Source organism: Nocardia inohanensis NBRC 100128 (assembly GCF_001612945.1).
GTDB classification, from domain to species: domain Bacteria; phylum Actinomycetota; class Actinomycetes; order Mycobacteriales; family Mycobacteriaceae; genus Nocardia; species Nocardia inohanensis.
Map to the genome: position 1 here is coordinate 122,356 of NZ_BDBK01000019.1, position 18,076 is coordinate 140,431.

20 protein-coding genes are annotated in these 18,076 nt (G+C 66.8%); 7 read left to right on the top strand and 13 right to left on the bottom strand.

Annotated elements, in window-relative coordinates; genetic code table 11:
• Positions 1-19: 19 nt before the first annotated feature.
• The 3 genes from NI1_RS35065 to NI1_RS35075 all read right to left on the bottom strand — a co-directional run bounded on the left by NI1_RS35065 (position 20) and on the right by NI1_RS35075 (position 3,181).
• On the bottom strand, positions 20-1,177 hold the full coding sequence (locus tag NI1_RS35065; RefSeq protein ID WP_067830176.1) for an acyl-CoA dehydrogenase family protein: 1,158 nt from the start codon (positions 1,175-1,177) through the stop codon (positions 20-22).
• A 76-nt stretch (positions 1,178-1,253) separates the two neighbouring features.
• A complete protein-coding gene (gene fabG / locus NI1_RS35070) occupies positions 1,254-2,003 on the bottom strand; it encodes a 3-oxoacyl-ACP reductase FabG (RefSeq protein ID WP_067830179.1) in 750 nt (249 codons plus the stop codon).
• A gap of 26 nt (positions 2,004-2,029) precedes the next feature.
• On the bottom strand, positions 2,030-3,181 hold the full coding sequence (locus NI1_RS35075; RefSeq protein ID WP_067830182.1) for an acyl-CoA dehydrogenase family protein: 1,152 nt from the start codon (positions 3,179-3,181) through the stop codon (positions 2,030-2,032).
• 117 nt (positions 3,182-3,298) lie between these two features.
• On the opposite strand from NI1_RS35075, the gene NI1_RS35080 reads away from it, so the two are divergent.
• Both NI1_RS35080 and NI1_RS35085 read left to right on the top strand, forming a co-directional pair.
• Entirely contained in the window at positions 3,299-3,958 is a 660-nt protein-coding gene (locus NI1_RS35080; protein ID WP_067830185.1) for a TetR/AcrR family transcriptional regulator, read from the top strand.
• A 49-nt stretch (positions 3,959-4,007) separates the two neighbouring features.
• On the top strand, positions 4,008-4,460 hold the full coding sequence (locus tag NI1_RS35085; protein ID WP_067830188.1) for a flavodoxin domain-containing protein: 453 nt from the start codon (positions 4,008-4,010) through the stop codon (positions 4,458-4,460).
• 26 nt (positions 4,461-4,486) lie between these two features.
• Here NI1_RS35085 and NI1_RS35090 read toward each other — a convergent pair whose 3' ends face one another.
• Positions 4,487-5,005, bottom strand: a complete 519-nt coding sequence (locus NI1_RS35090; protein WP_067830191.1) for a winged helix-turn-helix transcriptional regulator — start codon at positions 5,003-5,005, stop codon at positions 4,487-4,489.
• Positions 5,006-5,063: 58 nt separating this feature from the next.
• Between NI1_RS35090 and NI1_RS35095 the strand changes: the two genes are divergently transcribed.
• The 3 genes from NI1_RS35095 to NI1_RS37605 all read left to right on the top strand — a co-directional run bounded on the left by NI1_RS35095 (position 5,064) and on the right by NI1_RS37605 (position 6,271).
• Positions 5,064-5,516: a nuclear transport factor 2 family protein gene (locus NI1_RS35095; RefSeq protein ID WP_067830194.1), complete on the top strand. Its 453-nt coding sequence runs from the start codon at positions 5,064-5,066 to the stop codon at positions 5,514-5,516.
• Between the two features lie 18 nt (positions 5,517-5,534).
• Positions 5,535-5,735 carry an Rpn family recombination-promoting nuclease/putative transposase gene (locus NI1_RS40205; protein WP_084524205.1) on the top strand — a complete coding sequence of 67 codons (201 nt, stop codon included), beginning with the start codon at positions 5,535-5,537 and terminating at the stop codon, positions 5,733-5,735.
• Positions 5,736-5,938: 203 nt separating this feature from the next.
• Complete coding sequence (locus tag NI1_RS37605; RefSeq protein WP_157535510.1) at positions 5,939-6,271, top strand: RpnC/YadD family protein; 333 nt, start codon at positions 5,939-5,941, stop codon at positions 6,269-6,271.
• A gap of 20 nt (positions 6,272-6,291) precedes the next feature.
• On the opposite strand, the gene NI1_RS35110 is transcribed toward NI1_RS37605, so the two are convergent.
• The 7 genes from NI1_RS35110 to cysD all read right to left on the bottom strand — a co-directional run bounded on the left by NI1_RS35110 (position 6,292) and on the right by cysD (position 14,253).
• Positions 6,292-6,819 (bottom strand): hypothetical protein, encoded by a 528-nt coding sequence (locus tag NI1_RS35110; RefSeq protein ID WP_067830200.1) that lies wholly within the window; start codon positions 6,817-6,819, stop codon positions 6,292-6,294.
• 103 nt (positions 6,820-6,922) lie between these two features.
• On the bottom strand, positions 6,923-8,269 hold the full coding sequence (locus tag NI1_RS35115) for a TIGR03118 family protein (RefSeq protein ID WP_439957332.1): 1,347 nt from the start codon (positions 8,267-8,269) through the stop codon (positions 6,923-6,925).
• 77 nt (positions 8,270-8,346) lie between these two features.
• Entirely contained in the window at positions 8,347-9,483 is a 1,137-nt protein-coding gene (locus tag NI1_RS35120; protein ID WP_067830202.1) for a sulfotransferase family protein, read from the bottom strand.
• Between the two features lie 9 nt (positions 9,484-9,492).
• The gene (locus NI1_RS35125; RefSeq protein WP_067830205.1) at positions 9,493-10,287 is read right to left on the bottom strand and encodes an SDR family oxidoreductase; all 795 of its coding nucleotides are present in this window, start codon (positions 10,285-10,287) and stop codon (positions 9,493-9,495) included.
• Positions 10,284-11,486, bottom strand: coding sequence for a hypothetical protein (locus tag NI1_RS35130; protein ID WP_067830208.1), 1,203 nt, complete (start codon positions 11,484-11,486; stop codon positions 10,284-10,286). Before NI1_RS35130 ends, NI1_RS35125 begins: the two co-directional genes overlap by 4 nt.
• A complete protein-coding gene (gene cysC / locus NI1_RS35135; RefSeq protein ID WP_067830210.1) occupies positions 11,486-13,348 on the bottom strand; it encodes an adenylyl-sulfate kinase in 1,863 nt (620 codons plus the stop codon). The genes NI1_RS35130 and cysC overlap by 1 nt, the downstream gene beginning before the upstream one ends.
• Positions 13,348-14,253 carry a sulfate adenylyltransferase subunit CysD gene (gene cysD / locus NI1_RS35140; RefSeq protein ID WP_067830213.1) on the bottom strand — a complete coding sequence of 302 codons (906 nt, stop codon included), beginning with the start codon at positions 14,251-14,253 and terminating at the stop codon, positions 13,348-13,350. The genes cysC and cysD overlap by 1 nt, the downstream gene beginning before the upstream one ends.
• A 262-nt stretch (positions 14,254-14,515) precedes the next feature.
• On the opposite strand from cysD, the gene NI1_RS35145 reads away from it, so the two are divergent.
• Complete coding sequence (locus tag NI1_RS35145) at positions 14,516-15,397, top strand: helix-turn-helix domain-containing protein (RefSeq protein ID WP_067830216.1); 882 nt, start codon at positions 14,516-14,518, stop codon at positions 15,395-15,397.
• 46 nt (positions 15,398-15,443) lie between these two features.
• On the opposite strand, the gene NI1_RS35150 is transcribed toward NI1_RS35145, so the two are convergent.
• Complete coding sequence (locus NI1_RS35150; protein WP_067830218.1) at positions 15,444-16,634, bottom strand: site-2 protease family protein; 1,191 nt, start codon at positions 16,632-16,634, stop codon at positions 15,444-15,446.
• Positions 16,635-16,742: 108 nt separating this feature from the next.
• Here NI1_RS35150 and NI1_RS35155 point away from each other — a divergent pair, with 108 nt between their 5' ends.
• Complete coding sequence (locus NI1_RS35155; RefSeq protein ID WP_067830441.1) at positions 16,743-17,276, top strand: NUDIX domain-containing protein; 534 nt, start codon at positions 16,743-16,745, stop codon at positions 17,274-17,276.
• Between the two features lies 1 nt (position 17,277).
• Here the strand turns inward: NI1_RS35155 and NI1_RS35160 are convergent, their stop codons facing one another.
• Positions 17,278-18,021 (bottom strand): SDR family oxidoreductase, encoded by a 744-nt coding sequence (locus NI1_RS35160; RefSeq protein WP_067830444.1) that lies wholly within the window; start codon positions 18,019-18,021, stop codon positions 17,278-17,280.
• Positions 18,022-18,076: the final 55 nt, after the last annotated feature.

Sequence of the window (18,076 nt, forward strand, 5' to 3'; positions counted from 1 at the left end):
AGAACTCCTATGTTCCGAGCTAGAGGCCCATGTCCTTGGCGATGATCATCTTCATGACCTCGCTGGTGCCGCCGTAGATGCGGTTCACCCGGTTGTCGGCGTACAGGCGGGCGATCGGGTACTCGTTGATGAACCCGTAGCCGCCGTGCAACTGGAGACACCGGTCGATGACGCGGGCAGCCACCTCGGTGCAGAACAGCTTGGCGGAGGCGGCATCCGCGGCGGTCAGGGTGTCGTTGTCGAGGGCCTCGAGGGCGCGGTCCACCACGGCTTCGGCGGCATCGGTCTCGGCCTGGCAGGCGGCGAGCTCGAACTTGGAGTTCTGGAAGCTGGCGACCGGCTGCCCGAACACATTGCGCTGCCGCGTGTATTCCTTGGCGAAGCGAATGGCGGCCTTGGCCTGGGCGTACGCGCCGACGGCGATGGACAGGCGTTCCTGCGGCAGGTTCTGGCCGAGGTAGGAGAAGCCCCGGTGCGGCTCACCGAGCAGATCCTCGACCGGCACCTTGACGTCGGTGAAGTTGAGTTCGGCGGTGTCGGAGACCTTGAGGCCGAGCTTGTCGAGTTTGCGGCCGACGGTGTAGCCGGGCGACTTGGTGTCCACCACGAACAGCGAAATGCCGTGGCGGCGATCGGTTTCCGAGGGGGCGTCGGTGCGGGCGCAGACGATCACCCGATCGGCGTGCACGCCGCCGGTGATGAAGGTCTTGGCGCCGTTCAGCACGTAGTGTGTGCCGTCCTCGGAAAGCTTTGCGGTGGTGCGCATTCCGGCGAGATCGGAGCCGGTGCCGGGTTCGGTCATGGCGATCGCGAACATGATCTCGCCGGTGGCGAAGCCGGGCAGCCAGCGCTGCTTCTGCTCGGGGGTCGCGAGGTGCTTGATATAGGGCAGGCACAGGCCCACGTGCACCCCGGAACCGCCGAAGGAGACGCCGGCCCGGGCGGTCTCCTCCAGCAGGATCGCCTGGAACTTGAAGGATTCGATGCCCGCGCCGCCGAACTCCTCCGGCACTTCGATGCCGAAGATGCCGAGTTCGGCCAGCTTGTAATAGAACTCGCGCGGCACGATGCCCGCCGCGTACCACTCGTCGTAGACGGGGACTACTTCCGATTCGATGAACGAGCGCACCGTCTTGCGGAAGGCATCGTGATCGGCGTCGAAAACTGTTCTCTGCATGGGAAATCAACCAACTTTCGGTGCGCCCGCGCGCCGGGGTGGCCCGGCGCGCGGGAAAGTTCTCGGACCTGCCGGGTCAGAGACGGCGGCCGCCGTCGACGTAGATGGTCTGGCCGGTGACGAAGGAGGCGTCATCGGAGACCAGGAAGGACACCACGTTCGCGATATCGGCGGGCTCGCCCACCCGGCGCAGCGGGGTGATCTTGGCGGCTTCCTCGCGGAACTGCTCGGGGGTCGCGCCGACGCGGGCGGCGGTGGCATCGGTCATCTCGGTGACGATGAAGCCGGGGGCGACGGCATTGACATTGATGCCGAACGGGCCCAATTCCATTGCGAGCGTGCGGGTCAGACCCTGGATGCCCATCTTGGCGGCACTGTAGTTGGCCTGCCCGCGGCTGCCCAGCGCGGAAACGCTGGAGGTGTTCACGATCTTGCCGGACTTCTGCTTCACCATGTGCCGCTGCGCCGCCCGGGTGCACAGGAACGCGCCCTTGAGATGCACGCCCATCACGATGTCCCAGTCCTCGACCGACATCTTGAACAGCAGGTTGTCGCGCAGCACGCCGGCATTGTTGACCAGCACGTCGATCGAGCCGAACTCGGCGACCACGCCGTCGACGGCGGCATCGACCTGCGCCTCGTCGGTCACGTTGCAGGCCACCGCGACCGCCTTGCCGCCGTCGGCCTTGATCTTCTCGACGGTCTCCTGACAGGCGGCCGGATCCAGATCGGCGATCACGACGGTGAACCCGTCGGCGGCCAGCCGGGCGGCGGTGGCCGCACCGATCCCGCGCGCCGCACCGGTCACGAAGGCAACTTTCGACATTCGAATCTCCTTGTCCGAGAATGGTTTCAGAGGAAGGCGTTGATGCCGGTGAGGGCGCGCCCGATGAGCAGTTTCTGGATCTGGCTGGTGCCCTCGTAGAGGGTCAGGACGCGGGCGTCACGCAGGTACTTGGCGGCGGGGAACTCGTCGATGTAGCCGTAGCCGCCGAAGACCTGAATGGCATTGTTGGCGGCCTTGACCGCCGCTTCGCTCGCGAACAGCTTCGCCACCGAGGCTTCGGTGCCGAACGGTTTGCCGCGCTCCACCAGGTCGGCCACCCGCCAGGTGAGCAGCCGCGCCGCCTCCACATCGACGGCGATATCGGCGAGCAGTTCCTGAACCAGCTGGTAGGAGGCGATGGGTTTGCCGAACTGCTCGCGCTCCCGAGCGTATTTCACCGCGGCCTCCAGGCAACCGCGCGCGACGCCGACGCAGCCGGCGGCGACACCCATGCGGCCCTTGTCCAGCGCGGCCATGGCGATCTTGAAGCCCTGACCTTCCGCGCCGAGCCGGGCGCTGTCGGGCACGCGGACCTGGTCGAGCACCAGTTCGGCGGTGGCCTGGCCGCGCAGGCCGAGCTTGCCCTTGATCTCGGTGCGCGTGAAGCCGGGCGCGTCGGTGGGCACCAGGTAGGCGGTGACGCCCTTCGGTCCGGGACCGCCACTACGCGCGAAGACGATCGCGACATCGGCCCAGGTGCCATTGGTGATGAAGATCTTGGTGCCGGAGATCAGCCAATCATCGCCGTCCCGAACGGCTTTGGCGGTCAGGTTGCCCGCATCGGACCCGGTGCCCGGTTCGGTCAGCGCGAAGCAGCCCAGCGCTTCACCGGCGCACAGCCGGGGCAGCCAGGCGCGCTTCTGCTCCTCGGTGCCGTAGGTCTTGATCGACTTGCCGACCAGGCCCAGCGATACCGACACGATGCCGCGGACCGAGGAATCCCCGCGCCCCAGCTCCTCGAGCAGTACGCAGTAGTCGGTCGCGGTGCCGCCCGAGCCGCCGTACTCCTCCGGGATCTCGATGCCCAGGAAACCCATCTCGCCGAGCTTGCCGACGATGGCGGTATCCACCGATTCGGCCCGGTCCCAGGCCGCGGCGAACGGGATGACCTCTTTGTCCACCCAGGCGCGCGCGAGATCGCGCAGTTCGCGCTGGGAGTCGCCGAGTTCGAAGTCCATGAGCGAATGCTCCTTAACCAAACGTTGTTAGGTTTATGTGACCCACGCTATCCTAACGATGTTCGGTTTATCAAGGGTGGGGTGATAACTTCAGCCGAGACAGGTGAGGGAGGTGTCATGGCGCGGCCGAAAGTGCCACTGCTGAGCCGTGATCGCATTCGCGACGCGGCCATCGACCTCATCGACCGGGACGGGCTGGCCGAGCTGTCCATGCGCAAACTCGCCACCGAACTGGGGGTCCAGGCGGCCTCGCTGTACGGCCACTACCCCACCAAGGACGATCTGTACGACGAGATCGCGGGGTCCATCATGGCGGCGGTCGACACCTCCGGTTTCGACTCCGGCGATTGGCGGGCAGGACTCATGTCCTGGGCCCGGTCCTACCGCGACGCGTTGGTCGCGCACCCGAATTTCGTGCCCTATCTGGCCGCCGGGCCCGGCAAGCGGGACGAGAACCTGCGGCACGCCGATGCCGTGCACGGCGGATTGGTCGGCGCCGGCTGGCCGCCGCGCGAGGCGACCATGATCGGCGCGGCCACCCGGTACCTGGTCATGGGTGCGACCATCGGATCGTTCTCGCGCGGCTTCGTGGACGACGTGCAGGTCTACCGCGACCGCTATCCGCATCTGGAGCAGGCGCACCTGCTGCGCGCCAAGGCCGACGAAATAGACTCGGAGAGTTTCGAACTCGCGCTCACCGCGTTCGTGGACGGCCTGTCGCTGCGCTTCGAACCGTTCTCGAAGAAGAGCCGCCGCAAAGCAGCACCCGAAAACTGAGACCCACAAGTTAGGATAGGCTCACTTACCTAACCGAAGGGAGCCGTGTGTGCGCGTCGTAATTCTGTTCGGAACCGAACTGGGCACCGCCGAAGTCGTCGCCGACTGCATCGCCGACGAACTCTCCGGCTGCGATGTGTCGATCTACGACATGATGGACTTCGACCCCGCCGACCTGACCCCGGAAGAGTTCCTGATCGTCGTCTGCTCCACCTACGGCGACGGCGAATTGCCTACCGGCGCAGAGCCTTTCTTCAACACCCTCGACGCCACCCGGCCGGACCTGACCGGCCTGCGCTTCGCGGTTTTCGGGCTGGGCGACAGCGTCTACGGCGACACCTTCAACCGCGGCGGCGAGATCGCCGCCGAGAAACTCATCGAACGCGGCGCGATCCAGGTCGGCGAGCACGCCCGGCACGACAACTCCACCGAGGTGAAGCCGCGCGATATGGCGCGCGAATGGGCTGCGGCCCTGCCGATCCCGGTGCCCCAGGCAGGCTGAGCCCCGGCGCACCGGCCCGGCCGCCGTCACCGGCCGGGCCCGCGCTCCTCGTTCCCGGCCAGCAGCCCCCCGATGAGCGCCGCGCCCGGTCCGCCGCGACCGCCCGGACCGGGCCGGTACTCCACCGCGTCCGCACTCAATCGCTCCCCACAGTGCGCGCAGGTGACCGCCGCCGAGGTGAGGTGATCGCACTCGTGGTGCCGCACCAGCAGCGGCGGCCCGTCCGCACCCGATTCCCACCGATCCCCCCAGGCCATCAGCGCCAGCAGCGCGGGCACCAGATCCCGTCCCTTCTCGGTGAGCCGGTACTCGAACCGATCCGGCTGCCTCGCGTACCGATCCCGTTGCAGCACTTCGGCATCCACCAACCGCTGCAATCGATCACTGAGGACGTTGGTCGCCACCCCCAGATCCCGCTGCAACTCGTCGAACCGATGCAACCCCACCGCCACATCCCGCACCACCAGCAGCGCCCACGGATCCCCCACGATGGCCGCCGACCGCGCGATCGAGCACGCGATCGCCCCGAAGTCCGTCCGAGCCACGGCCGCCCCTTTCAACAGTCCCTTGCTAAAAGCAAGTCAGCAGCTTAACGTGCATTATATGTACCACGCTATCGTGCGATACCTGGTCCGTAGAACCTGGCGCCGAGCAGGCGCCGGCGATTTCGACGCCGCCGTGGCCATGGCCGCCCCCGACGTCCACTTCCGCTTCCTCGGCGACACCGCCCTCGGCGCCGACGTCCACGGCCGCGAAGCCTTCCGCGCCTGGTTCGACACCTTCGAACGCCACCTCCCCGGCCTCCGCCTCGAACTGGAAGACGTAGTAGCAAACGGCTGGCCCTGGAACACCACCGTCGCCGCCCGCCTCCGCGTCACCGGCACCCTCGCCGACGGAACCCCCTACCGCAACACCGCGATCCAATGGCTCACCCTTCGCTGGGGCAAACTCACCGACGACCTCGTCCTCGAAGACACCCTCACCCTCTCCACCGCCCTGGCCCGCCAGGCATCCGCGCGTGTCGACTCGGATGTCACCCCCAAAACAACTGCGTAGCCACAGAAATCGACTACGTTGCGCAACCATGGCCGAGGAGCCGAACAACCCACACGACGCCTGCGGCTGCTGGAGTACATCATCGGCATCTGGAACCACTATCTGAATCAGCACCCGAAAGCTGAGCGATTACCAGCCGTAATTCCCTTGGTCGTCCACGCGAGCCCGACAGGTCGCCACTGGAACACCCCACGAACCTGTCCGAACTCATCGACATAGACCCCACCACCAGCACCGCACTCGACAGCTATCTTCCCCGATTCCAGTTCCTGCTCGACGATCTCACCACCGTCGACCTGCCCGCCCTGCGTGCTCGCGATCTCACACCCGCGACCCGATTGATGCTGATCGCGCTGAAAGTCGCTCCCGGTAGTCAGCACCTGGGCCAACACCTACTGGCTGTGCTCGAAGATCTTCACGCGATGACGACCAACGGCCAGCTCGAGCCGCTGGTGACGTACATTCTTACTGTCGGGAAAACCAGTGTGGCCGACCTGGGACCGGTCATCGACCGGCTCGGTCCTCGAGCCAAGGAGGTCATCATGACGACTGCGGAACAGCTCCGCGCCGAAGGCGAAGCTCTAGGTGAGGCCAAGGGACGGGCCGAGACTTTGATCGAGCTGCTGTCGTTGAAGTTCGGGCCGCTGACCGACGCGACTTCCGCCGCCATTCGCACCGCGGATTCCGCGCAATTACGGGCCTGGACCGCTCGCGTATTGACGGCCGGCAGCGTCGAAGAGGTCTTCGAAGCGTAGCGGCCGATTTCGGGCTGGGGTCAGCTCCAGCGGGCGAGGGTGGTCTTGCGGTCGACGATGTACTCGATTTTGGTGGGGCGGGCGGTGCCGGGGTCGGCGAGGAAGATCATGCAGGTTTCGATGCGCTGGCCGACCGTGACCTCGTTCAGGAAGGCGTCGGAGTTGCATTTGTCGAAGACCTGGCGCTTCACGTTGCCCCGGTCGGAGAGGTCCAGGCGGGACTGGACGCTGAGGCGGGTGAGCTGGCTGTCGCCGGCGTAGGCGGCGAAGTCACCTTTGGCGTGTTTGTCGCCGACCCGCTTCACCACCACGTAGTGCACGTAGTACGGGGTCTTGCCGGTGTATTTGGCGGCGTTCTCGAGGGTGGAAAGGTCTGCGTTGGAGCCGGTTTCGATGCTGGTGATGCCGATGCCGACCTTGCCGTTGTCGTAGGCGTCCACGTCGATGGTCTCGCCGAACTTCAGGTCCTTGGCGTCGTCCTTGGCGGAGCAGCCGGCGAGGGCGATGAGGACGGCGGCGATGGCCACGCCGAACTTGGTGCGCTTCATGTGAATTCCCCCGGCTGCTCCGAAACTTCGGGGGTCACACTAACTCACGAAACGCGAGCGCCCCGAGCCGGAAACGGCTCGGGGCGCTGGAATGTGGGCGGGATTACTTCAGGCGGAGGCTGCCGAAGAGGCCGTCTTTCTCGTCTTCGGGGCCGGCGGTGAAGTAGAGGGCGTTGGCGTCGCCGAGGCTTTCACCGTTACCGAAGAGCAGGCCCCACAGGCCCGCGATCTCGACCGGCTGGTTGACGGTGTTGCGGAGGTAGTCGACGAATTCGCCGGTCTTGTCGTCGAGGACGACGATGCGGCCGGAGCCGCCGAAGTTGCCGACCAGGAGCTTGCCCGACAGCGGACCGAAGTTGTCGGGGGCGATGGCGACACCCCAGGGGGCGTTGAAGCGGTCGGCGCCGTCGAGGGTGCGGACCAGTTTGCCGGTGGCGTCGAATTCGGCGATCTTGCCCTTGGCGGGCTTGAACTTGGCTTCCTTCTCGGCGGCGGCGTCGAGGGAATCCTCTTCGCCGGCATCGATCTTCGACGGATCCTCTTCGCCGGGCTTGCTGGTGGCGTAGGAGATGAAGACGCGCTGGCCGAGGGTGGTCACGTTCCAGGGGGCGGGATCGCCGGGCTTGACCTTCTTGCCCTTCGCGGCGTCGGCGGCGTCGATCGCGTCACCGGTGGCGAAGGGGTTGGCGAAACCGGTGGTGGGGACCAGTTTCCAGTTCTTGTCGAAGGTGCGGATCTGAGAGTTCTCGCCGAAATCGGCGGCCAGCAGCTTGTCGCCCGACGGGGCCAGGGCGATGCCGAAGAACTGCATCTTCTGGTCCGAGCCGTCGAACATCAGCGGCGCGGGGCCGTCGTGGCGGACGATCGCGCCGCCCGCGCCCTGCTCGGTCCAGGCGGAGATCTTGCCGGAATCGGTGGCGAAGATGAAACGCGCGGAGCCGGTGAGCTTTTCGTTCTTGCCGTCGTAGCTGACCGGCTGATCCTTCACCACGAACAGGTCCGAGGTGATGGGCGCGCCGTTGAAGACGACGCCGGTGGTCTTGCCGACGCTCTTGTCCGAGGTGTCGGAGTCCGCGCCCGGGACGGTGACCAGCTTCAGCGGATCTTGGAACAGGGTCTGCAACTTGGGATCCGGCGAGGCGGTGACATCGCCGACGAATTGGAAGGAGAACCCGCCGCCGCCGACCCAGAAGTGGCCGCCCGCGCCCTTGGGCCGATCCGCGATGCCCCAGGCGTTCACCATGTCGGGGAAGGTGAACTGGGCCTTGTACTTGTCGGCATTGGCCGCCAGATTGGTCTGCGCGTAATGATTGCCGTCGATGGCCTTGACGTCGTCGGTGTCCGACGAGGTACTGCTGCACGCAGCGGCGACCATCAGCGCCGCGCCGAGTGCCGTCGCGCGCAGAGCGTTCTTGCGCAGCGACGGCATCCCGTTCCAGCGTCCGTTCATTGCCTTGGTCCTTCCAACTCAACACCCGCGATGGCGTTAGGTGACGCTAACCATAGCTGGAAGGTTTTCCGGGCGCGTCAGGAGATCTGGAATTCCGCTCTGACCTGGTCTTCGGTCAGCCCGTAATCGGCCAGAGAATACTTGTGGGTCGGTTTGCGATCACCGGATTTGCTCTCCTCGTCCAGGGCCGTCATCGCGTTCCTGGCGGGCTCGTCGAACGACAATCCGAAAGCAGAGTAGATGCGCTCCACGGTGCCCAGCGGATCCGCCCGCAACTCCTCGAACTGGATATCGAGGAACTGGTCCGGGTTGTACTTGGCTCGCGCGTTATGGAACTCGCGCAGACCTCGCGACCACAGTTCCAGCTGGGTCTCACCGATCCGCTCCCGGGTGAAGGCCGTCGACCAGCCGCGCGCCGCGTGCTCGGACAGGCTGCACGAGGATCCGACGATGGTCACCGGATCGCGATGCGTCTGGATGATCAGCGCATCCGGGTACACCTCCATGAGCGCGTCGAGCGCGAACAGATGGCTCGGGTTCTTCAGCACCCAGCGCCGCTGATCGCCCAGCCCGATGAGTTGCAGGTTCTTCTTGTGCCGCTCATAGGCATTCGTCCAGTCCTGCTTGCGCAGCCACTGCGAGTACGTCGGCAGATAGGCGAGGGACTCGTAGGAGATGGACTTGGCCGTCTGCCGCAGCAGCTGCCAGCACTCCTCCACATCGGCGGCGCTCATGTAGTGCACGCCCATGAAGTCCGGGTTCTCCACCCGATGCTGCGCGAACCCGGCATCGATCCCCTGATACACCGGATTGCTCGCCCAGCTCTCGCGCGGCGGCCGCGGCTGCGGGAACTCCGCCAGCCACATCTCCAGGGCCTGATGCTGCGGATCGGCGGCCAGCAGCCGATGCAGCGCGGTGGTCCCGGTGCGCGGCAGCCCGGTCACGAAAATCGGCCGGCTGACCGAGGTTTCGGCATATCCCGGATTCGCTTTCCAGGACGCCTCGCTCAAGGCGCGCGCGACCAGCGCCCCGCGCAGGAAGTACCGGCTCATCTTCGACCCGAGTTCGGTGAGCCCCGCATCGCGCTGGTAGGACTCGAGCAGCACGCTCAAACCCTCGAGGTGATCATCGGACCCGAAATCGTCGAGCCCGGTGAGCTTGGTGGCCGAGGCGTGCAGATCCTCGACGGTGCCGACGTTGGTACGCCCGCTCATTCGTGCTCCTTAAACGTGGTATTCGCCGCAGTTGACGTCGAGGGTCTGCCCGGTGATGGCATTGGCCCACGGCGAGGCGAGGAAGATGACCGAGTTGGCGATCTCGTCGGGTTCGGGCAGCCGCTTCAGATCGGATTTCGCGGCGGTGGTCTCGTACACCTGCTCGGCGGTGATGCCGTACTTCTTGGCGACTTCGCTGAAATACCACTTGAGCTGATCGGTGTGAATATAACCGGGGGCGACGGTATTGACCCGAATCCCCTTCTCCCCCAGCTCGGTTGCCAGCGTCTGCGACATGGCGAGCAGCGCCGATTTGGCGACCTTGTAACTGCCGTAACGGGGTTCGGAGTGCCGCAGCACCGCCGAGTTGATCATCACGACCGCGCCCTTGGTTTCGGCGAGCGCATCGGTGAACGCCTGCGTCATGCGCAGATTGCCCAGCACGGTCAGCTCCAGGCTGTCGGTGATCTGCTGGAAGTCGGTGCGCGCGAACGGTTTCATGGACGGCACCGCGAAGGCATTGTTGATCAATGCGTCGACCCGCCCGAATTCGGCGAGGGTGCGCTCCACCAGGTTCCGCACGGCGGCATCGTCGGTGATGTCGGTGGGCACGCAGAGCGTGGTGCCACCCATCTCCTCGATCTCGGCGGCCACTTCCTTCAACCGCGATTCGGTGCGTGCGGCGAGCACGACCTTGGCTCCGGCAGCGGCGGCCTCGAGGCAGATGGACCGGCCCAGTCCGGGACCGACACCACTGACCACGATCACCTTGTCAGCGAGCAGTCCTGTTTGCAGACGGGTCATCCGAGCATCCTCTCAGCGAAGGCCCGCTGACGGTCGGCGATGCGTGCGCGCCAAGCGGTTTCGTCAATCTTGTTGGTCTCGTGGAAAGGCAGCCGTTCGGCGACCTTGTCGAAGGGGACGAGTTCGATGGCGGGGCCGTCGGCCTCGGTGATCGGCCGGCCCACCCGCTGCCAGCGGAATTGGAGAATGCCCAGCTTGCGCCCGGTGGTCTCGATCCAGTTGGTGACACCGGGATTGCGCGCCGATACGACGAGACGGATGTTCCCGTCCGGATCTACTTGCGACTGCGCGGAATTCAACGATGTCTGATGGTTCACGTAATCGAGCGAGGTGTACCAGCGATTGCCCAGCTGGAAACCCTGATACGGCGCATCGGATTTCGGCACCGTGATGATCAACGCCTGATCGTCGGCCAGCTCGTAGTGCCCCACCGACGAGTACTGCGTGCTCAAACCCCCCGGCGTCAACCGAGGTTCGGTCAGCGTATTGACCGGCAGATTCAGATAGAACCACTTCGGAAAGTTGAACCAGGTGTGCACGCGGGTCAGCAACATCCGCCCGGCCGCCCGATACCGCTTACGCAGTTGCGCCGCATCGGCTTCCACCGGTGCGGTGCCGATGGTATCGACCCGCTCGATCCGAATCCGCCCCTTGCGCTCAGTGGCCCAGTCCCCGTACACCTCGCGCACCGCGAGCATGGACGCGCCCTCGCCGAGCTGGAAGTAGTTCGGCTCCGGATTCTCCTTGGGCGGCCCGAATCGCAGTGTGTAACTGCCGTCTTCGGCGATCTCCAGCCGCCGATCGTCGAACGCGTCCTCCCCGCCCGGCACATCGGTGGCGGTGTAATCGCCTTTGAGCACCTGGAAGCTGAGATCCACGGTGCTCCCGCGCACCCCCGTGAGCAGGTACTCCGCCCCCGGTTCGATATTCGCGTGGTAGTACAGCGTGTCCGGATTATCCAGGCCCATCTTGGTGTAAGGCCCGGTCGAAGTCACGAAGTACGGATGCGAGGTCCCGTGCGCCCGTGACAGTTGCAAGACCGCGGCGATACTGCCCTGCAAATAGTCGTACCCCTCGGCGAGGTCGTGCTCGTCGCGAATGAAATCGGCTGCCGCGATAAGCTTTTCGGCTTCGGCGACGGCGGCCAGGAACGGCTCGGTGAGCGGTAACTCGGCCTGTTCGATATGCGGCTGGTTCATCAGCTATCGGTGATCCCTAATTCGGTGCGGATGAGGCGGGCGATATCGGCCGGGGTGCCGGCCGACGGAGTGATGGTGAGCTCGGCGAATTCCGGTCGCTCATAGGGCGAGTCGATGCCGGTGAACTCGCGCAGTTCCCCGGCGCGCGCCTTGGCGTAGAGCCCCTTGGGGTCGCGCAGTTCGCATTCGGCCAGGGGCGTGTCGATGAAGACCTCGCGGAACGGCAGCCGCTTCTCGTCGTGCAGCTTGCGGGCGTCGCGGCGTTGCGCCCGGAACGGGCTGATCAGCGAGACGATGGCGATCATGCCCGCGTCGGCGAAGAGCGCCGCCACCTCGGCGACCCGGCGGATGTTCTCGCGCCGGTCGTCATCGGTGAAGCCGAGGTTGCGGTTCAGCCCGTGCCGCAGATTGTCGCCATCGAGGAGGTAGGCGGGCTGCCCGGCGGCGATCAGCTGCCGCTCCAATTCCACCGCGATGGTGGACTTCCCGGACCCGGACAGCCCGGTCAGCCACACCGTGGCACCCGTGCTCAAGCGCTGTGTGCGCTCGACGGCCGAGCGATGCCACACCACATTGGAGGCCTTGTGCTCCACCTTCGGCGCACCGGTGGAGCGCCCGGTGATCATGCCCGCCGCGACGGTCTGATTGGTGGCCTCGTCGACGAGAATGAAGCTGCCGGTCGAGCGATTGTCGCGGTAGGGGTCGAAGAGCAGCGGCTGCCGCGACTTCACGATCACGCGCCCGATGTCGTTGAGCCCCAGGCGATCCGCGTCGGTCTGCCGGTGCAGGGTGTTGACGTCGAGCCGGTAGTCCAGCTCGGCCACCTCCACCTTCGAGGTCTGCGCGGCGGTGCGGATCAGATACGAATTGCCGGCCCGCAATTCGGTGTCGTCGGAGAACCAGCACACCATGGCGTCGAGTTCGCGATCCTGATGCGGCTGATTGCCGGGGCGCGCGAGCATATCCCCACGGCCGATATCGATTTCGTCGTCGAGGGTGAGGGACACGGCCATCCCGGTGAAGGCTTCCTCCACCTTGCCGCCGCCCGGACCCCAGATCTGGGCGACCTTGCTGGTGCGCCCGGACGGCAGCACCACGACCTCGTCGCCGGGTTTGAAGATGCCGCCCGCGACGGTGCCCGCGTAGCTGCGCTGCGATTCCCCGTGCGGCCGGATCACGTACTGCACCGGCAGGCGGGTGTCGATGAGGTTGCGGTCCGAGGCCACGTGCACCTCTTCCAGGTGCCGCAGCAGCGGCGGCCCCGGATACCAGTCGCTCATCTTCGCCGAGGTGTCCACCACATTGTCGCCGAGCAGCGCCGATACCGGCACGAAGCTCAAGTCGCCGACATCCAGTTTGGTGGCGAAATCGGCGAATTCTGAACGGATTTCCTCGAACCGCTGCTCGGAGTAGTCGACCAGGTCCATCTTGTTCACGCACAGCACCAGGTGCCCGACGCCCAGCAGCGAGGAGAGGAAGGCGTGGCGGCGGGTCTGTTCGGAGACGCCCTTGCGCGCGTCCACCAGGATCAAGGCCAGGTCGGCGGTGGAGGCTCCGGTCACCATGTTCCGGGTGTACTGCACATGCCCGGGGGTGTCGGCGATGATGAATTTCCTGCGCGGCGTGGCGAAGTAGCGGTAGGCGACATCGATGGTGATGCCCTGCTCCCGCTCGGCCCGCAGCCCGTCGGTGACCAGCGACAGATCCGGCTGGCCGGCCCCGCGCGCCACGCTCGCCTTCTCGATGGCATCGAGCTGATCGCTGAACAGCGACTTGGAGTCGAACAGCAGGCGCCCGATGAGCGTCGACTTGCCGTCGTCCACGCTGCCCGCGGTGGCGAGCCGTAAAAGGTTGCGGCGCATCAGAAGTAGCCCTCTCGCTTGCGATCCTCCATGCCGGAGTCCGAGATGCGGTCGTCGGCGCGCGTCGCGCCGCGTTCGGTGAGCCGGGTGACGGCGGTTTCGGCGATCACTTCGGCGGGGGTGGCGGCGGTGGATTCCACGCAGCCGGTGCAGGTGGCGTCGCCGACGGTGCGGAAGCGCACGGTGGTCTCGAACGGCTTCTCGTCCGCGCCGACGGTGAGGAACCGGTTGTCCGCCAACAGCATTCCGTCGCGTTCCAGCACGGTCCGCCGGTGCGCGTAGTACAGCGACGGCAGCTCCACGCCCGCCTGGTCGATGTACTCCCAGATATCCAGCTCGGTCCAGTTCGACAGCGGGAACACCCGGATGTGCTCGCCCTTGGCGTGCCGCCCGTTGTACAGGTTCCACACCTCGGGCCGCTGCGCCCGCGGCTCCCAGCTCCCGTACTCGTCCCGGAAACTGAACACCCGCTCCTTGGCGCGCGCCTTCTCCTCGTCGCGGCGCGCCCCGCCGAACACCGCATCGAACCGATGCTCCCTGATCGACCGCAGCAAAGTGGTGGTCTGCAAGCGATTGCGCGTCTCGCCCGGCTTCTCCACCGCCCGCCCCGCGTCGATATCCTCCTGCACGCTCCCCACCAGCAACTGCGCGCCGAGCTGGGCAGCGGTCCGATCCCGGAAGTCGATCACTTCGTCGAAGTTGTGCCCGGTATCGATGTGCAGCAGGGGAAACGGCAGCGGTGCCGGCCAGAACGCCCGCCGCGCCAGCTCCAGCATCACCGCCGAATCCTTGCCGCCGGAGAACAGCAGCACCGGCCGTTCGAAGGTGGCCGCCACCTCCCTGATGATGTGCACCGACTCCGCCTCCAGGGCGGACAGGTGCGACAACTCGTATCCCGCACGCATCAACGTCACTCACTCGCCGCGCCGACCCGCCCAACTTGCGTTGTCGAATATTCGACGCTATCGTTCGATAATGTGACACCGACGATAGGTCGGGCGACCAGTGGCGGTCAATACCCCGCCCCACATTCCGCGGTCATGCCTGCTCACGCCCCCGCCGCACCGGCATCCGGGGCCGCTCCGACGCCTCGGCCTGGCCGCCGGACCCAGCCCCACGGATAATTGCGTCGCCTCGCCCCCGACGAACAGGGATGGACCCACCCGAATGACCACCGCCGCACCGACATCCGAGGCCGCCGCCGACGCCGCGACCTCGCCGCCGACCCGCCGCGTGGTCCAGGCCATCGAATTGCTGTCGCGCCATCCGGCCGAACGCCTGTCGCTGGCGCGCATCGTCCGGGCCACCGGCATGTCGCGCGCCACGGCGCACGCCGTCCTCACCCAGCTCACCGCCGACGGCTGGACCACCCGCGACGACGCCGGCAATTACGCCCTCGGACTGTCGCTGCTAGCCGTCGCGCGGCGTGCCGAATCCGCGTTCCCCCTGCGCCGCCTGGCCGCCGCCCCCTTGCGAGAGCTGCACGAAAGCTTGGCGGTCCCGGTCTTCCTCGCCGAACGCGAGCAGGACACCATCGTCATCACCGAAGTCCTCGGCACTCCCTCGGTCCCTTGGATCCGCACCGGCCGCCGCATGCCCCTCGCGCCCCCGGTCACCCGCGAATTCATCGCCTGGGCACCGGAATCCGAGCGCCGGGCCTGGCTGGACGCCGCCGACCCCGCGCACCGCCCCCGCCTCGAAGCGGTCCTCGAAGCCACCCGCACCCGCGGCTATACCGTCGAACGCCTCGCCGACGACTCCGGTCCCATGCTCGAAGCCCTTGCTTCCCTGCGCAATTCACCGGTCACCGACCCCCTGCGCCATCGGCTCAGCGCCCTCATCACCGACCTCATCACCATCGACTACCTCCCCGACGAGCTGACCGACCACAATGCGGTCGTCTCGGTCTCCGCCCCGATCTTCTCCCCCGAGGGCGCGGTGACCGCCTCGATAGTCGCCTGCCCCGACTCGCAGCTGACCGCCGCCGCTCTGGAATCCCTAGCCGCCGCCACCATGGCCGCCGCCCGCGCCGTCACCCGCTCGCGCTGACCGAAACCGGGAAATGGTTGCGGCATCGGCCGAGTAGCGGCCGCATTCAGTTCCCGGTGATCGCCTGTCCAACCGGCTTCGGGCTGCCCACGATGGCGCGGACTGCTTCCCGCACGAGGTCACCGGCTCGATCGAGCGCGACCGCCGCCCGCAAGTGGTCCTGAGCCGGGACTCCGAGAGCGTGGGCAGCGAGCGCTCGAATCGCATGGACATCAGCCAGTTCGACAGCGGTCAGCTCCCGCTGACCGACTGCGGCGGATCGGGGCTCGGCCGGAATGGCTTCGGGGCGTTGGAATTCGGCGGAAGGGGGAGCTGTGGGCGGCGATGCGCCGGGTCGAGCTTCATCGTGTACGGCAAGCGCGCGGCCCACCGCGAAGGCTTCGTCGTGCTTGCCGTCATCCATCGCGCCGGCGAGCACCGAATCCCCCGTGAGCGCTTCGCCGCACAGCGCCTCGGCCGCCTCGGGGCGGTCTGCGCGCAATTCGGCCAATGCCAGCACCCGCATCAATCGTGGTGTGCGCGCGGTGTTGTCGCTCAGCCATGCCAGGCGCTTCGCGGTGAGTTCCCGGTCGGCCGCATCGCGGGCGGGCGCGGTGAGGGAGCGCCAGCAGACCGCCAGGACCGTGGCGGCCAGGGCGGCGCGATCGGCCGGGCCGGCGGCGGCGGGCAGGGCCAGGGCCGGGATGCCGAAGTGATGGTTCAGCGTCGGAGGTTGGGGTTTCGGAGCCAGACCGAGCAGGTGCGCACCGTCGGACCAGAATCCACTCCTGCGATCACGCGCCGGAGTAAGACCGACCGCGAGCAAGGCGGCCGGGGGCACGCAGAGCGCGAAGCGGATCAGGCCGGGGAGGGGAACCGCGAGCGCGAGCGCCACTTGGATCAGGTTCACCGCCGGTCCCGCCGCGAAAATCAGCCGGGGCCGCGCGACCGCGTGCAGCGCGGGGATCTTCGTCCACCCGCCCGTGCGCCAGCCGAGAAAGACCCGCGCGCCGCCGATTCGGAAGCCGGCGCTGACACCGGGCCGGTCCGGATCTCCGCCCACGTAGATCGCCTCGACACGAGCGCCGAGGGCCCGGGCGGCCGCGAAGTGGCCCAGTTCGTGCAGCGCGATGGAGATCATCAGATACGACCAGAGGATCCACGGCGCGACCGCCAGCCGCGCATCGGTCTGCCACAACACCACGCTGAATCCGGCCATGACGGCCGCGGTCGCCGCGACGGCACCGTTCACCCGCATCAGCAACCTCCGTTCGGTACCGACCGAATCGTATGCACCGCTGGTCAGACCCGCACGCCGAACGGTTCGATCTTCGAACCCGGGCCGGTCATGGGGCAGGATCGGGGCATGGATGCCATTTCCTCGCGCGAGGTGTACTCGAACAAGTGGATTACGGTGCGGGAGGACTACATCCCGGGATGGGATGGGCAGCCGGCGCTGTATTCGGTGGTGGAGAAGTCCGATTTCGCGATCGTGGTGCCGTTCGACGGCGAACGGTTCCAGCTCGTCGAGCAGTACCGGTATCCGATCGACCGGCGTAGCTGGGAGTTTCCCGCCGGGACCGTGGCCGATGAGGTTTTCGACGCGGAGGCGGTGGCGCGGCAGGAGCTGCGGGAGGAGACGGGGCTGCGGGCGGGGCGGATGACCTTACTGGGGAAGCTGGCGGTCGCGCCTTCGGTGTGCAGCCATTGGGGGCACGTGTTCCTGGCGACCGCCCTGTCCGAGGGCCCGCACGAACGGGAATCCTCGGAGCAGGACATGGTTTCGCGCTGGTTCACCCGCGCGGAGCTGGAGCGCATGATCCGGTCGGGCGAGATCGTCGACGCCGATACCGTCGCCGCCTACGGCATGCTGCTACTGCACGAACGCGGCGCGGAGTGAATCACCAAGCGAGACGGCCGTATTCGTCCGCGCCCCACAGGTAGCCCCAGAGTTCCCCCGACGGGCCGTCGGCGGGCAGGGTCGCCAAGTGAACCGACGGGTGCGCGCCCTGTTCGGCGGTGCGGAAGCCGGTGTTGTGGTTGAGGTCGGTGGCGCAGTAGCCGGGGTTGGCGGCATTGACCTTGATCGGGGTGTCCCACAGTTCTTTCGCGTACATGACGGTGACCATGTTCAGCGCGGTCTTCGAGGAGGGGTACGGGATGGCGGCCATCGGCCACATGGGACCGGCCTGATCCGACATGCCCGCCAGCGAACCGACCTCGCTGGAGACGTTCACGATCCGGGCGGCCTCGGCCCGGCGCAGCAGCGGCAGCATGGCGTTGGTGACGGCGACCACGCCGAACACATTGGTCTCGTACACCGCCCGCAGATTGGCCAGGCCGGTGGAGGACGGTTTGCCGTCCCCGTCGAGACCGCCGGTGATCCCGGCATTGTTGATCAGAATGTCCAGGCTGCCGAACTCACCGCCGATCCATGCGGCGGCCCGCTCGATGGATTCCCCGTCGGTGACATCCAGCTGCACGAAACGCGCCTGCGCGCCTTCGGCTTTCAACTTCTCGACGGCAGCCTCCCCCAACCCGCGGTCGCGGGCCGCGGCGAGCACGGTCATGCCGCGGGCGGCGAGCTGGCGGGCGGTTTCGTATCCGATGCCCTTATTGGCTCCGGTGATCAGTGCGATGGTCATGAAATCCACCCTCGCACCCGGTGAATTCGCGGGGGAGGAACAACTTGTACCACCC

Coding starts and splice junctions, on each gene's coding strand:
- NI1_RS35065 (WP_067830176.1), bottom strand. CDS start 1,177: ATGCAGAGAACAGTTTTCGACGCCGATCACGATGCCTTCCGCAAGACG.
- fabG (WP_067830179.1), bottom strand. CDS start 2,003: ATGTCGAAAGTTGCCTTCGTGACCGGTGCGGCGCGCGGGATCGGTGCG.
- NI1_RS35075 (WP_067830182.1), bottom strand. CDS start 3,181: ATGGACTTCGAACTCGGCGACTCCCAGCGCGAACTGCGCGATCTCGCG.
- NI1_RS35080 (WP_067830185.1), top strand. CDS start 3,299: ATGGCGCGGCCGAAAGTGCCACTGCTGAGCCGTGATCGCATTCGCGAC.
- NI1_RS35095 (WP_067830194.1), top strand. CDS start 5,064: ATGTACCACGCTATCGTGCGATACCTGGTCCGTAGAACCTGGCGCCGA.
- NI1_RS37605 (WP_157535510.1), top strand. CDS start 5,939: ATGACGACCAACGGCCAGCTCGAGCCGCTGGTGACGTACATTCTTACT.
- NI1_RS35110 (WP_067830200.1), bottom strand. CDS start 6,819: ATGAAGCGCACCAAGTTCGGCGTGGCCATCGCCGCCGTCCTCATCGCC.
- NI1_RS35115 (WP_439957332.1), bottom strand. CDS start 8,269: ATGAACGGACGCTGGAACGGGATGCCGTCGCTGCGCAAGAACGCTCTG.
- NI1_RS35120 (WP_067830202.1), bottom strand. CDS start 9,483: ATGAGCGGGCGTACCAACGTCGGCACCGTCGAGGATCTGCACGCCTCG.
- NI1_RS35125 (WP_067830205.1), bottom strand. CDS start 10,287: ATGACCCGTCTGCAAACAGGACTGCTCGCTGACAAGGTGATCGTGGTC.
- NI1_RS35130 (WP_067830208.1), bottom strand. CDS start 11,486: ATGAACCAGCCGCATATCGAACAGGCCGAGTTACCGCTCACCGAGCCG.
- cysC (WP_067830210.1), bottom strand. CDS start 13,348: ATGCGCCGCAACCTTTTACGGCTCGCCACCGCGGGCAGCGTGGACGAC.
- cysD (WP_067830213.1), bottom strand. CDS start 14,253: ATGCGTGCGGGATACGAGTTGTCGCACCTGTCCGCCCTGGAGGCGGAG.
- NI1_RS35145 (WP_067830216.1), top strand. CDS start 14,516: ATGACCACCGCCGCACCGACATCCGAGGCCGCCGCCGACGCCGCGACC.
- NI1_RS35150 (WP_067830218.1), bottom strand. CDS start 16,634: ATGCGGGTGAACGGTGCCGTCGCGGCGACCGCGGCCGTCATGGCCGGA.
- NI1_RS35155 (WP_067830441.1), top strand. CDS start 16,743: ATGGATGCCATTTCCTCGCGCGAGGTGTACTCGAACAAGTGGATTACG.
- NI1_RS35160 (WP_067830444.1), bottom strand. CDS start 18,021: ATGACCATCGCACTGATCACCGGAGCCAATAAGGGCATCGGATACGAA.